Here is a 14,268-nt window from a genome sequence, read left to right as displayed (position 1 = left end):
GGGAAGTGCGGGGGCTTGGCGATGTGCGACATCGTTAAGGGAAGAGGAAAGTTGGCGGAATGAGCAAAATGGGCGGTTTTGGCTAAGCTTAACGATACGCCGTATCGTTAAGCTATCAGAAATGGGGCAGTTAGTGGTGCTTAACGATGCGCGACATCGTTAAGCTGTTTGCGTAAGGGATGAGGCGTGAGGCGGGTTTGCTAAGCATCATGTTTGCATGGCTTCGGGTGCCAGGGGGCGGCGGAATATGGTATGATACGGATGGCAGTTGCCGCAAGGGCGGCTGCACATTTTGGATGTAAAGTAGGGTAACTTATTATGCATTTATTATCGGTTGAACATATAACGAAAAGCTACGGCGAGAAAATGCTCTTCGAGGACGTGACCTTTGGCGTCGAAGAGGGCGACAAAATCGGCATTATCGGCGTCAACGGAACGGGCAAGTCGACGTTCCTGAAGGTTATCGCCGGATTTGAGCCTGCCGACTCCGGCAGCATCTCGATCGGCAACCGCGTCGTTGTGCGGATGCTGGCGCAGGACCCGACATTTGCACCGGGCGAGACGGCGCTCGAGCATGTGCTTGGCGGCGATTCACCGCAGCTGCGCGCCGTTCGCGAATATACGGCTTCGCTTGAAGCGCTTGAGCTGAAGCCAAGCGACGAGTCACTGCAGGAGCGACTGATCAAAGCTAATCAGAAGATGGACGAGCTGGACGCCTGGACGCTGGAAAGCGAAGCAAAGACGGCGCTTGGCCGTCTTGGTATTCAGAACTTCAACGATAAAGTAGAGACTTTCTCCGGCGGGCAGAGAAAACGCGTGGCGATGGCGGCGGCTTTGCTGCAGCCTTCGGATATTCTTATTCTGGACGAGCCTACCAACCATATTGATAACGAATCCGTTGCTTGGCTGGAGAGCATGCTGCAAAAACGCAGAGGCGCGCTGCTTATGATTACCCATGATCGCTACTTCCTGGACCGGGTAAGCAACCGCGTGATCGAGCTGGATAAAGGGCGGGCTTTCTTTTATGAAGCGAACTACAGCCGATTCCTCGAGCTGAAGGTGGAACGCGAGGAGCGGGAAGCGGCTTCGGAGGACAAGCGGCAGAATCTGTTGCGCAACGAGCTGGCATGGATCCGGCGCGGAGCGAAAGCCAGGTCGACCAAGCAGAAGGCCCGGATCGACCGGTTCGAAGCGCTTAAGGCGCAAGCGCCGAAGCAATCAGGCGGCAAAATGGACGTATCGGTAGCGTCAACGCGCCTCGGCAAAAAAATCGTGGAGATTGAATCGGTCAGCAAGCGGTTTGGCGACCGCACGCTTATCCGCGATTTCAGCTATATCGCCGTACCGGAAGACCGCGTCGGCATCGTTGGCCGTAACGGAGAAGGCAAGTCTACTTTGCTGAAGCTCATCGCGGACAAGCTGAAGCCCGATGAAGGCAAGATCGAGCTTGGCATGACCGTTAAGCTTGGTTGGTTCTCGCAGGAGCATGAAGAGATGGATGAGTCGCTTCGCGTCATCGAGTATATCCGCGAAGGAGCGGAGCAGGTGAAGACGGCAGACGGCACGACCATTTCTGCCGGGCAGATGCTGGAGCGGTTTCTTTTCGAGCCTGCGATGCAATGGTCGATTATCGGCAAGTTGTCCGGCGGCGAGAAACGCCGTCTGCAATTGCTGCGCGTCCTGATGAATGCGCCTAACGTGCTTCTGCTCGACGAGCCTACCAATGACCTGGACATTGCGACATTGTCGGTACTCGAGGATTACCTCGACGATTTCCCTGGCGTTGTGTTTGTTGTATCCCATGACCGTTACTTCCTTGACCGGACCGTCGATAAAATCTTTGCTTTTGAAGGCGATGGCGTCATTACGCAGCATGTCGGCAACTACACCGAATACCAGGAATATGTCGAGAAGTATGGTATCACTGCCGACTCGGCAGGCAGCGTAAAACCGGCACAGGCGGCAGCTAAGCCAGCAGCAGAACAGTCTGCTTCTGCTGCTGTAGACGGCGGAAGCAAGCCATCCGGCGAACGTTTGCGCATGTCGTACAAGGACCAGAAGGATTACGAGCAGATTGACGGTTGGATCGAGAAAGCGGAAAGCCAGCTGACGGCCGTGACGGAAAAGATGAATAACGCGGGCAGCGACTCCGCGCTCTTGCAGCAATTAGTGGAAGAGCAGCAGCAGCTGGAGTCCAAGCTGGAAGAGCTGATGGACCGCTGGGCGGAGCTTAACGAGCTGGCGGAGAAGATCGCGGCTCAGAAGAAATAGTCTTATGCTTGCGGAGCAAAAATGACTTCGCAATTGTTATTCGCAATTCTTATTAGGAGGAACTCCAACCATGGCAAACGATATTCGCAACATCTATTGCATCGGCCGGAACTACCGGCTGCATGCGCTTGAGCTGGGCAATGAAGTACCGGAGGAGCCGCTTGTTTTTACGAAGCCCTCTCATGCGGTTGCGCCGATGAACGGCAACGTCGTCGAAATTCCGGGCGGACGCGGAGAAGTGCATTTCGAGCTGGAGCTGGTGCTTCGCATCGCGCGTCGTCTTGAACCGGGCATGTCGCCGGATGAGATTATTGACGGATTGGCGCTAGGACTCGACTTGACGCTGCGCGACGTGCAAAGCAAGCTGAAGGCAAAAGGCCAGCCTTGGCTGGATGCCAAAGGCTTCAAAGCCTCCGCTCCGCTTGGCGAATGGATGGCTTATCCGGGTGAGGAAGGGCTGAAAGCCTTTGATTTTGCCCTGATTCGCAACGGCGAGCAAGCGCAGCTTGGTAATTCCAAGGATATGCTGTTCAGCATCTCCGAGCTGGTGCGTCATATCGATTCGCGTTACGGCCTTGGCGAAGGCGACATTATCTTTACGGGCACGCCTGCCGGCGTAGCCGCTTTGCATGACGGCGACGTGCTCGAAGCGCTGTTTAACGGCGAAAAAGCAGCAAGCTGCACGGTGAAGCTGGTATAGCGGCATCTCATAAACGAGTTAGACTGTCGAGCTAGAATCGACAGTCTTTTTTTTGCTTCGGTTTAAATTCCGTTTAAATTCGGCGGTTAAGATGATTCCAGATCAAAGAAGTGGAGAGGTGCTTATCTGTGACTGTGAATAAAAACAATAAAACGCTCATCCTGATCGGCTTGCTTCTTGGCCTTATATTCGCCGAGATGGATGAGACCGTCGTCTCAACCGCAATGCCGACGATTATCCGCGAGCTGCATGGTTTATCGCTGTACGGCTGGGTAGCAGGCGTATACATGCTGGCTATGACGATTGCTATGCCGATATTGGGCAGGCTTGCGGATGTATTTGGCCGGAAAAAAATATACATGAGCTGTATGGCCTTGTTCTGCCTCGGTTCCATCGTGTGCGGCTCCGCCGACTCCATGGCCCAGCTGCTTATCGGCCGAGGCATTCAAGGGATCGGCGCAGGCGGATTAATGCCAATCGCTCTAGTTATTATCGGAGAATCCTTCCCGCTCGAGCAGCGCGCGAAGGTACAGAGCCTTATTGGTCCATTAATGATTCTACCGCAGCTAATCGGACCGACGATCGGCGGTTATTTTGTCGGAAACCTCAATTGGCATTGGTTGTTCCTGATCAATATTCCCGTAGCGGTTATCGCGGTTGCCTTCTTGTTCAAAGGACTGCATGAGTCCAAAGGGGAAGAAAAGCATACGATTGACTGGGCAGGGGCGGGAACGCTTGTCGCCGCATTACTGTCCTTCCTGATTGCGCCTGTACTGATCGATAATCAAGGATTAAGCTGGTCGTCCCCGATTATTATAGGACTGCTTGTTTTGTCCGCTGTACTAATCGGCTTGTTTATTCGGATTGAATCGAAAGCGAAGCAGCCGATCATTCCGCTGCATCTGTTCCGCAACCGGAATGTCGTTGTATTGTCCCTTCTTGTCTTTACGTTAATGCTTGGGCTTATGGGCGGAATCGCAACCTTCCCGTTCTTCGCGCAAAATGTGATGGGACTTACGCCAACCGAAGCGGGTTATCTGATGTTCGCCTTTATGGCCGGAGCCATCCCGTCCAGTATCGTAAACGGCTTTTTGATTACACGCGTCGCTTATCGCAACCTGTTTATTACCTGCTTCGTCCTGCCGCTTGTGGGAATATTCATGCTCACGCAGCTGGCCGTAAGCACAACTCCGTTGTTTGTTATTATTGCCTTCTTTGTTATGGGACTAGGCATTGGAGCGTTGTTTGGCGGAGATAACCTGATCGTGCAGGAGTCCGTAGAGAAAAAGCATAGCGGAGTAGCGCTTGGCACGGTTCAGCTGTTCCAGTCGCTTGGCGCTACGGTTGGGCTCAGCGTATTCGGCAGTGTGCTCGCCAAGAGCATTAAAGACGGCATAAACAGCTTGTCCAGTCGAATGGATCCGGGGACGGTAGATTCGATCAAGACAGGCGGAATTCCGGCCGGATTGCCATCGGATCTCGTACTGAAGATTCAAACGGTATTTGCCAATTCCTTTGACCATATCTTCGTTATAGCGCTTGGATTTGCGGCAGTATCCTTTATAATCACCTGGTTCTTGAAGAAGGAAGTGCTCACGAAGCATGAGGATGCGGAAGAGCAGGAAGCCGGACAAACGGTTGCATAGACCTTTCTTGCAATATAACGAACACCCCCGCGGAGGCCGGAAGGCTGAGGCGGGGGTGTTTGTCTTATAACGAAAATAATTAAGCGTTAAACGCGGTCAGCATCCAGACATGCTTCTCGAGGGTGGTATGGATGGCAAGCAGCATATCGGCGGTCGTTTCGTCGCCTGCGTCTTGTGCAATATCCATGCCTTCCTTCAACTCGCTGATGACGATGGAGAAATCGGTAATCAACGTCTCCACCATCTGGTGGGCCGATTCGCTGCCGCTCGCTTCCTTGATGCTGGCGATGCGCAGATATTCCGCCATCGTCGCAACCGGTGAGCCTTTTAACGCCAGCAGCCGTTCGGCAAGCTCATCGACATGAAGAGCTGCTTCCTCGTAGAACTCCTGGAACTTCACATGCAGAGTGAAGAACTGAGTGCCTTTGACATACCAATGGAAGTTGTGCAATTTGATGTACAGGACGCTCCAATTGGCGATTTGTTTATTAAGAACGTCATTTGTTTGTGTCATACGGTTTCACATTCCTTTCCTAGGCAGTAGTGTGCGCACGGGAAAGGTTTTGCATACTTAAAAACCGCGGCTGGCGGCAAGTCGAACGGAGGATTCGCGTACGATCAGCCGGTGCGGGATAATGACATCCGACTGATGGATCGGCTCGTCCTGAATTTGGCGGATTAAGAGCTGCGAGGCTGTATAGCCGAGCTGGTACGTTCCGATATCTACGGAGCTGATTGGCGGCGTAGCAAGCTCGGACAACGCAATATTGTTAAAGCTGACAAGGCTGATGTCATCAGGCACCTTGTAGCCGATTTCGGTTAAGCCGCGAAGCACGCCAAACGCCACCACGTCATCGATGACCACAAGCCCTGTCGGGCGCTCCGGCAGTCCCATAATAAAAGACATAGCCCGGAAGCCGCTTTCCTGCAGGAACTCGCCTTCCACAATCCACTCCGACTGCATGGGCAGTCCTGCCTCGCGCATCGCTTTTTTATAGCCTTCCATCCGGTCGTTCGAAACGGTCAGGTTGGTTGGTCCGCTCACAAAACCGATTCGGCTATGGCCTTGCTTGATCAGATGTTGAGTGGCGTCGTAAGCAGCTTGTATGTTATCGTTGTTGACCGTCATCACGCGGCTGTATTCCTCGCCGGCGCGTCCGATCAGAATGCTGGGGAAATCCTGCTCGTTCAAATAACGGATAAGCGGATCATTCACTCTTGCAGACAGCAGGATCACGCCGTCTACGCGCCTGCCGAACACGAGGCGGGAGATCGTCTCGGTCTCGTCATGCGCGCTTGTTGCCGTCGTAAGCAGCATATCGTAGCCCGCTCTGGTGGAGTGGGTCAGTATTCCTCTTAACAGTTCCCCGAAAAAGAAGTCCTGGAACAGCTCTTCCGCAGGGCGGGGGAGCATGATGGCTAACGTTTTGGTTGTCTTGGAGACCAGGCTTTTGGCCATGACATTCGGGTGATAGCCCATTTCCTCCATGATCTTTTTCACCTTGGCGGACGTCTCCTTGCTGATTCGAGGATGATTGGATACCACCCTCGACACGGTGGAAGGGGAAACGCCTGCAGCTTTCGCAATATCTTTAATGGTTACCATCGTTATCGTGATCCCCTTACTCTTTATGCAATCGTTTGAACTCTATGCATCCATGTTACTTGAACGGGTCTTTAAAGTAAACTGGCAGTTCGGAATTTTGCCAAGCCATAAGTGAAATATTGGGCAAATCCAAGAAAATCGAAGAAAACGGGAGATAACCATAAAATTACTTGCACAGATCATCTGTGCAAACGTTTTAACAAACCTAATAGGCTGTTGTATGATGAACTCGTGGATATAACGCTTTCATTGCGAGAATCGGCGTATAATCAGCCGAAAACGGATGAAAACGACGTATACCCTTACTTTTCTTCTGCCATTTGCACAAACGTTTGCACAAAACGACAAATAGCGGCATACCCGCTGCAGGCACGGAAAACGGGTAAGATCGGGCGCATCTATCCCAAGTCATACATTACGGAAGGGGATCATTAAGAATGAAAAAATGGTTTGTAACGACGATGATCACGGCATTATTCATCGTGTCGGCTTGCGGAAGCGGCGGCAGCAATAACAACGGCAATTCCGCGGCAACAAACGCACCCGCGGCAACGGAAGAAGCTTCTGCTAACGCAGGCAATGCAGGCGCAAGCGAGGAGCCGGCAGACGAGGCGATCGTGCCGGAAGAAGGCGCAACGCTCACTGTATGGGATTCGAAGAACGAACGCGGCTTCGTAGAAGAAATGGCGAAGGAATTTACGGCGCAATACAACATTCCGGTCAAAATCGAAGAAGTAGAGTCGCCGGACCAAGTGAAAAAGCTGACAACCGACGGTCCTGCGGGCATCGGTGCCGACATCGTAACGTTCCCGCATGACAACCTTGGCCAAGCGGTAGCAGCCGGACTTATTCTTCCTAACGATTTCTTCGAAGAAGAGACAAAAACAGCAAACGCGGAAGCTGCGGTTAACGCGGTAACTTCGGACGGTATCCTGTACGGCTACCCTCGTTCGGTAGAAACTTACGCGCTGTTCTACAACAAAGACCTGGTACAGACGCCTCCGGCATCGTTTGACGACATCGTTACCTTCTCGAAAACATTTAATGATCCCGCAAAAAATAAATATGCCCTCATGTGGGAAATGGGCAACTTCTACTTCAACTACATCTTCTTCGCATCGACAGGCGGTTACGTGTTCGGCGAGAACGGCACAAACGCTGCCGACATCGGTCTGAACAACGACGGCGCGGTTGAAGGTCTGAAGTACTTCCAATCCTTGAAGCAAATTCTGCCGATCAAATCCGGCGACGCTTCCGCGGACATTATCCAAGGCAAATTCGCCGACAAATCGCTGGCGATGACGATTACGGGCCCTTGGAAAGTCGGCGACTTCAAGAACCTCGGCATTAACTTTGGCGTAGCGCCAATTCCGACGATCAACGGCAAACCAGCTGTTTCGTTCTCCGGCGTAAAAGCTTGGTACGTGAACTCGTTTACGAAATACCCGAATGCCTCCCGTCTGTTTGCTAACTTTATTTCTTCCAAAGCAGGCCAACTGAAAGACTACTCGCTGACTGGCGCGATTCCGGCGAACAAAGAAGCGATGGAAGATCCTACGTTCAAAGCGGATGAAATCTCGAGCGGCTTTGCGGCGCAATTCGTAAATTCGCAAGCGATGCCTTCCATTCCGGAAATGGGCAGCGTATGGGATCCGATCGGCGCGGCTCTGGCCGACATCTGGAACGAGAACAAAGATCCGAAGGCCGCTCTCGACAATGCGGTTAAGCAAGTGCAAGAGGCGGCTAAAGGCACGACGAAATAATGGCATAGCGAAATAAGAGACAGATGGCTCGCCCGCCGAAAGCAGTTTCGGCGGGCGTAAGCCGTGGAAGGAGTACACGGGTATGAATGGTCGTCGCAGTGCTATTTTGTCCGCCATATCTATGGGGCTTGGCCAACTGTACAACCGGCAATATATGAAGGGAATACTGCTGCTCCTGACGGAGGCGGCAGCGCTTGTATATTTTATCCCTCGCCTCGTGCAAGACCTATGGGGGATTTGGACGCTTGGCGATACGCCATCCAAGATGGTGAAGGTAGGCAAGGTTTATCAGACGGTCAAAGGGGATCATTCGATCTTCCTGATGATTAACGGTCTAATTACGATTTTAGTATTGGCGCTTTTTATTGCCATTTACATTATGAATATCCGCGATGCGTACCGTACGGGGGCAAAAAGAGAGCAAGGCATTCAGGCCGCGACGTTCAGGGAGTCCATCAGCTATGTGTGGGACCGCAAGTTTCCTCATCTATTGCTGACCATTCCGGGCCTTGGCGTATTGTTCCTGACGATTATGCCGATTGTCTTCATGATTTTGCTTTCCTTCACGAACTACTCATTGCCTCAACATATTCCGCCGGCGAAGCTGGTCGATTGGGTTGGCTTCAACACCTTTAAAGACCTGCTGACGCTGAAATCCTGGAGCAGAACGTTTTTTGGCGTATTTACCTGGACGATTATTTGGGCAGTGCTGGCGACCGCAACCTGCTATTTCGGCGGCCTGCTTGTCGCTCTGCTTATCGAACAGAAGGATGTGAAGTTTAAAAAGCTATGGCGGACGCTCTTCATTCTGCCTTACGCGATTCCGCAGCTCATCTCGCTGCTCGTTATGCGCAATCTGTTCAACGGACAGTTTGGGCCGATTAACCAGTACCTGTCGTATTTCGGCTTTGGCAAGCTGCCTTGGCTGACGGATCCGACCTGGGCGAAGGCGACTGCTATTCTCGTGAATATGTGGGTGGGCATTCCGGTATCGATGGTTCTTATTCTTGGCGTGCTTACCGCCATTCCGAAGGATCTCTACGAAGCGGCGGACGTGGACGGAGCCTCCGGCTACCAGAAGTTCCGGATCGTTACGCTGCCGTTTGTCCTGTTCGCCACGGCGCCGATTCTGATCACGCAGTTTGCGGGCAATATCAACAACTTCAACCTGATCTTCCTGCTGACAAACGGGGAACCGCTGAACGGCAATTATCAATATGCGGGCAGCACGGACCTGCTTGTCACGTGGCTGTACAAACTGACGCTGAACAACAGCCAATTCAATATGGCTTCGGCGATTGGCATTATTATTTTCATCATTATCGCAACGTTCTCGATCATTAACTACCGCCGCACGAAGTCGTTCAAAGAGGAGGATATGATCCAATGAAGGCTGGTCAATCGAGGAGCCGTTTTATTCGGCTGACGTTTAGCTACGCGGTGCTGACTGTCATCGCGATCTGTTGTCTTTATCCTGCTCTTTGGGTGCTGCTGTCTTCGTTCCGACCGGGCACCTCGCTATACAGCGATTCGTTTATTCCAAAGACGTTTACGCTGTCGCACTACACGGAGCTGTTCCATTCGAAGGTATTCCTGTACGGCAGATGGTATCTGAATACGCTCAAAATTGCTTTCCTGTCCATGATTTTCTCGACGATACTCTCGACGATGAGCATGTACGCGTTGTCGCGCTTCCGGTTCAAGGGGCGGAAAACCCTGCTGACAACCCTGCTAGTCCTCGGCATGTTCCCTGGCTTTATGAGCCTTGTGCCGGTGTATATTTTCCTGCTTCAGCTTAACCTGCTGGATACCCATGCGGCGATCATCATCGTATATTCCGCGGGTTCGGTATTGATGAACGGGTTTGTGATAAAAGGCTTCTTCGATACGATTCCGCGCAGCCTCGACGAGTCGGCAAGGATTGACGGCGCGAACCATTTGCAAATTTTCTACCGCATTATGCTGCCGCTTGCCCGTCCGATTCTGATCTATGTGGCATTGACGACGTTTGCTGGCGCTTGGGTCGACTTTATTTTCGCCCGGCTGGTGCTCCGCTCGAAAGAGAACTGGACGCTTGCCGTCGGCATGTGGGATCTGGTCAGCTCGTATCAGAACTCGAACTTTACGATGTTTGCCGCCGGCGCCGTGCTTATCGCGGTTCCGATCACGCTGCTCTTCGTCTTCCTGCAGAAGTTCCTTGTTCAAGGGCTTACGGCAGGCGCTTCGAAAGGATAAGGCTTGGCTATGGCGTATGGAGGATGGTTTGTGCGTGCCGCGATTGCTGCCGCCTTGGCAGCTTCGCTTGCGGGCTGCTCGATAAATAACGCTGGCGGCGGGAAAGTAGAAGGTGAGCCTGTTGCTTCCGCTGCTGTGAAGGATGGTGCCGCGGAGCCGGTGGATGAACAGCCGGGCACCGTTTATTACGAGATTTTTGTCCGGTCCTTCTATGACTCGAATGGGGACGGGATTGGCGATCTGAACGGCGTAACGGCAAAGCTGGACTATCTGCAGCAGCTCGGTGTCGGCGGGATCTGGCTGATGCCGATTAATCCTTCGCCAAGCTATCACGGGTATGATGTGACGGATTACCGGGCGGTCAATCCGGATTACGGTACGATTGATGACCTGAAGAAGCTGACGGATGAGGCGCATAAGCGCGGCATCAAGGTCATTATGGATCTTGTTGTGAATCATACCAGCACGGAGCATCCGTGGTTTAAGGAGGCGCTTGCGGATCCGGATAGTCCGTATCGAAGCTGGTACCATTTTGCCGGGGCCGATGAGGATGCGAAGGCGGACGGCGCGGTTGGCAGCAATCCGTGGCATGTGACGGCGGATGGGAAAAGAAAGTATCTAGGCGTGTTCTGGGAAGGCATGCCGGATTTGGATTTTGACAATGCAGATGTACGCCATGAGCTTGTGTCCATCGGCCAATATTGGCTGGAGCAGGGGCTGGACGGCTTCCGGCTCGATGCGGCCAAGCATATTTATGGAGACTATGCTTCAACCATTAATAGCCCGGAGATTCAGGGTGCGAATCAAAAATGGTGGCAGGAGTTCCGCAGCGGCTTGTCCGGCGTGAAGCCGGATGCGTACCTGGTCGGCGAGGTATGGGATTCGCCCGTTGTTATTGCTCCTTATCTGGATAAGGCGCTGGACTCGGCATTTGATTTCGATCTTGCCGGCAAGCTGATCAGCTCGGCTGACCGGGAGCGGGATTCGGATCTGGCCTTTACGCTTGGCAAGGCATACGGGTTGTACGAGAAGTCCTCGGGCGGAACGTATGTGGACGCGCCGTTTCTGAGCAACCATGATCAGACCCGGGTGATGACGGCATTGAACGGCAATCTGGCCCATGCCAGGATGGCTGCCGCCATGCTGCTCACCCTGCCGGGAAATCCGTTTATTTATTACGGCGAAGAGCTTGGCATGGCCGGGGCTAAGCCGGATGAGTATTTGCGCGAGCCGATGATCTGGTATGCCGACCCCGCTGGCGGGGAGGGTCAGACCAGCTGGGAGCAGAGCAAGTACAATGCTGCCGGCTCGGCCGTATCGGTGGAAAGCGAGCAGCAGAATGATCAGTCGCTGCTTGCTTGGTATCGGATGCTGCTCAAGTGGCGCAGCGAGGAGCCGGCTTTGCGCGATGGGGGAATCATCGCGTACAGCTTGAAGAACGCGGTACCGCAAGTATCCGCGTATGTGAGGGCAACAGCAGACGAGCGCGTGCTCGTGCTGCACAATTTGTCCGGCCAGCCGCAGAAGGCGGAGCTGGCCGAAGAGTACGGCTCATTCGCGAAGCTGAGCCGTAAGAGCGATAACGCCGCTGAGCTAAGCGGCGGCGTCGTCACGCTGCCGCCATATAGCAGCGTTATATTGAAATAGACGAATCCGGTGCCTTAGGCGCCGGATTTTTTGTTGTTTGGGCGGCGGGGGCCTCGCCACCCCGTCGTCCCGCTAGGGACAAACCGTGTTGCAGCGGTTGGGGCGAGAGTGCTCGGTTCCGAAGTAGCTGAATAGCAGGCAAAAACCGTGTTACAGCGGATGAAGCGAGAGCGCTCGGTTCGGAAGAGGAGCGAATGTTGGCAGATTGGTTTGAGGTTGGCGGATGGCGGGTGTGAAGGCTCCGATGAGGAACCGGAGCAACGGGGGTTTGAACCAACCGTTAGAGCGGTACAATAGTAGTCTGCGGTAATTGATAGCTGAGTAAGCTCGGATTGCGGGAGGGGCGGAACATTGAATACGAAAGTACTGCGGATCGTGACGCTTGTTGTGTTCCTGATTAACGTTATTCTAATTTTTCTTGTTGATTGGCTTACGATCGAGATGATCCCGGGCAAAAGCATTTCCGGCAGCTCGAACCCCGCGGTTATTCTGTGGTTTCTCGAGTTGCCGGCGTATTTGCTGCTGTTGACCGGTATCGCCTTTATCGTACATAGAGAGCGGTATCTGGTGCAGTACAATAGAGTCCGGGTATCGGTGATTTTACTTGCTCTGCTGGCGGTATCGCTCCTGCTTCAGGTGGATAAAGCCCAGCGGATACGCGATCGGATCGATGGCCGAACGAATGAATTCGGCTGGCTGAACCCCTATACCAATACGATTTACATCAACTTTTACTCGTTCTTAAGCGGCATCCTGCTGCTGCTTTTGATTCAATCGGTAATCACTCTAATCCGGTTTAAATTCAGATCCGATAGGCCGACGGACTAACGCCGGTCACTTTCTTAAACACGCTGCAAAAATAGCCTTGATCCTCGTACCCGACTAGCTGCGAGATTCGAGCGATCTTGAGTGTTGTCGTCTTGAGCAGCTCCTTGGACCGTTCGATGCGCACTCGCGTTACATAGTCGTTATAGCTGATGCCAACGATCTGCTTAAACCGCTTCGAGAAATAATTGGGGTGGATAAAATATTTGTCGCTGACCCATTGCAGCGACAGGTCTTCGTCGTAATGCTGCTGTACGTATTGCTGCACGCTATCGATTATGTCGTCGCAGGAACGCTCGGCTCCGTCACCCAGCACATTGCTCAGCCTTTCAAGCTGCTGTTCGATAACCGAAATAATCTGGCGCCAATCCGTAAAGCTCTCGAGACTAGCGATCGGCGTCCCGAGATTCCAGTTCGGCAGTTCGAAGGCCGTCTTGGCGGCGTGTTTGCGGAGAACGTGAATGATTTCGGTGTACAGATATTCGACATGCTCGTACCGTGCGTCAGGCGACTCCGCCAGGGTGTGGAACAGCTCGGAAGCAAAAGCGAGAAATTCGCGGTGCTGTCCATCCTCCAGCAAGGCGGTTAATCCGCGCTCCGCTTGATGAAGGAGCGGAAATACCGTCGCCGCATGCGACTGGTTAACCGTATCCGTGTAGACGTTGCCGCCGCCGAATAGCAGCCGGTTCTGTAGCGCCTTCCTCGCTTCAAGACAGGAGAGCCTTAGCAAGGTCAGCTGTTCTTTTACGCCGCCAACACCGATGGATACGATAAGCCCAAGATGCTGGCGGATCCAGCCAACTGTCTGCGTTAACGTTTCCACGATGCTTTCCGGTTCGAGTACACGATTCGGAGAGGCGAGAAAGACAACAATCTCCTCCGAGTGGTAAGCATGCTTGAAGGCAAGGATTTCAACGGGGAGCGCCGCGAGCGCGTTCTCAATACTGTTCTGGACGGCGAAGCGGGCGAGCGGCTCCTCGTTCTCCTTGAAGCGGGAGGTCTCGTTGCGGTAGACGATACGCACGGAGATGCCAACGAACGAGCAGCATTGCAGCAGCTCGACAGGGAGACCATCCCAGTGGGCATCCTGCTCCGTGATCAGATGCGTAAGCTGAAAATCCAGAGGCTGCAAATGGCTCTGGCGGATCATCTCGTCCAGCGCGTTCAGCTTGGAAAGATCCGCTTCCTGCCGCCTTTCTGCCCGCAGCTCCTCCACCAGGCCGGCAAGAAGCGCGCGCAGCTTCTCCTTATCGATCGGCTTAAGCAAGTAATCCTTCACATGATTGAGCAGCGCCTCGCGTACATATTCGAATTCGTTAAAGCCGCTAATAATGACGAATTTCGTATTCGGGGAGACCGTCCGCGCCTGGTTAATGAACTGAAGTCCGTCCATGCCCGGCATTCGCACATCGGTAAGGACGATATCCGGCTGGCAGCTAACGAGCAGGGACATCGCTTCGAATCCGTCCCCGGCTTCTCCCGCAAGCGTAAGGCCAAGCGTCTTCCAATCGATTTTGCGAATTAAACCTTCCCGCAGAAGCGGCTCGTCTTCCACGATAAGTACCTTCATCCGAT

The 14,268-nt window shown here is 53.2% G+C and carries 11 protein-coding genes; 8 read left to right on the top strand and 3 right to left on the bottom strand.

All coding sequences use genetic code 11. From position 1 onward, the window contains the following. Positions 1-318: 318 nt before the first annotated feature. The 3 genes from PGL01S_RS28610 to PGL01S_RS28600 all read left to right on the top strand — a co-directional run bounded on the left by PGL01S_RS28610 (position 319) and on the right by PGL01S_RS28600 (position 4,617). Positions 319-2,271, top strand: a complete 1,953-nt coding sequence (locus PGL01S_RS28610; protein WP_127498781.1) for an ABC-F family ATP-binding cassette domain-containing protein — start codon at positions 319-321, stop codon at positions 2,269-2,271. A gap of 70 nt (positions 2,272-2,341) precedes the next feature. After that, on the top strand, positions 2,342-2,971 hold the full coding sequence (locus PGL01S_RS28605) for a fumarylacetoacetate hydrolase family protein (RefSeq protein WP_116394049.1): 630 nt from the start codon (positions 2,342-2,344) through the stop codon (positions 2,969-2,971). 128 nt (positions 2,972-3,099) lie between these two features. Continuing rightward, positions 3,100-4,617: an MDR family MFS transporter gene (locus PGL01S_RS28600; RefSeq protein ID WP_127498779.1), complete on the top strand. Its 1,518-nt coding sequence runs from the start codon at positions 3,100-3,102 to the stop codon at positions 4,615-4,617. Between the two features lie 79 nt (positions 4,618-4,696). On the opposite strand, the gene PGL01S_RS28595 is transcribed toward PGL01S_RS28600, so the two are convergent. Together PGL01S_RS28595 and PGL01S_RS28590 are read right to left on the bottom strand one after the other, a co-directional pair. After that, complete coding sequence (locus PGL01S_RS28595; RefSeq protein WP_127498777.1) at positions 4,697-5,131, bottom strand: Dps family protein; 435 nt, start codon at positions 5,129-5,131, stop codon at positions 4,697-4,699. A 57-nt stretch (positions 5,132-5,188) separates the two neighbouring features. Next, positions 5,189-6,223 (bottom strand): LacI family DNA-binding transcriptional regulator, encoded by a 1,035-nt coding sequence (locus tag PGL01S_RS28590; protein ID WP_127498775.1) that lies wholly within the window; start codon positions 6,221-6,223, stop codon positions 5,189-5,191. 437 nt (positions 6,224-6,660) lie between these two features. Here PGL01S_RS28590 and PGL01S_RS28585 point away from each other — a divergent pair, with 437 nt between their 5' ends. From PGL01S_RS28585 to PGL01S_RS28565, 5 genes are all read left to right on the top strand, one after another. After that, on the top strand, positions 6,661-7,986 hold the full coding sequence (locus PGL01S_RS28585; RefSeq protein WP_127498773.1) for a sugar ABC transporter substrate-binding protein: 1,326 nt from the start codon (positions 6,661-6,663) through the stop codon (positions 7,984-7,986). 82 nt (positions 7,987-8,068) lie between these two features. Beyond that, positions 8,069-9,376, top strand: a complete 1,308-nt coding sequence (locus tag PGL01S_RS28580; protein ID WP_127498771.1) for a carbohydrate ABC transporter permease — start codon at positions 8,069-8,071, stop codon at positions 9,374-9,376. Further along, positions 9,373-10,221, top strand: coding sequence for a sugar ABC transporter permease (locus PGL01S_RS28575; RefSeq protein WP_127498769.1), 849 nt, complete (start codon positions 9,373-9,375; stop codon positions 10,219-10,221). Before PGL01S_RS28580 ends, PGL01S_RS28575 begins: the two co-directional genes overlap by 4 nt. A 9-nt stretch (positions 10,222-10,230) precedes the next feature. Continuing rightward, a complete protein-coding gene (locus PGL01S_RS28570) occupies positions 10,231-11,868 on the top strand; it encodes an alpha-amylase family glycosyl hydrolase (RefSeq protein WP_127498767.1) in 1,638 nt (545 codons plus the stop codon). 351 nt (positions 11,869-12,219) lie between these two features. Next, complete coding sequence (locus tag PGL01S_RS28565) at positions 12,220-12,696, top strand: hypothetical protein (protein WP_127498765.1); 477 nt, start codon at positions 12,220-12,222, stop codon at positions 12,694-12,696. Here PGL01S_RS28565 and PGL01S_RS28560 read toward each other — a convergent pair. After that, positions 12,671-14,263, bottom strand: a complete 1,593-nt coding sequence (locus PGL01S_RS28560; protein ID WP_127498763.1) for a response regulator — start codon at positions 14,261-14,263, stop codon at positions 12,671-12,673. The genes PGL01S_RS28565 and PGL01S_RS28560 overlap by 26 nt on opposite strands. Positions 14,264-14,268: the final 5 nt, after the last annotated feature.

The organism is Paenibacillus glycanilyticus NBRC 16618, assembly GCF_004000805.1.
GTDB lineage: Bacteria > Bacillota > Bacilli > Paenibacillales > Paenibacillaceae > Pristimantibacillus > Pristimantibacillus glycanilyticus.
This window is presented reverse-complemented; position numbering and strand designations above follow the sequence as displayed.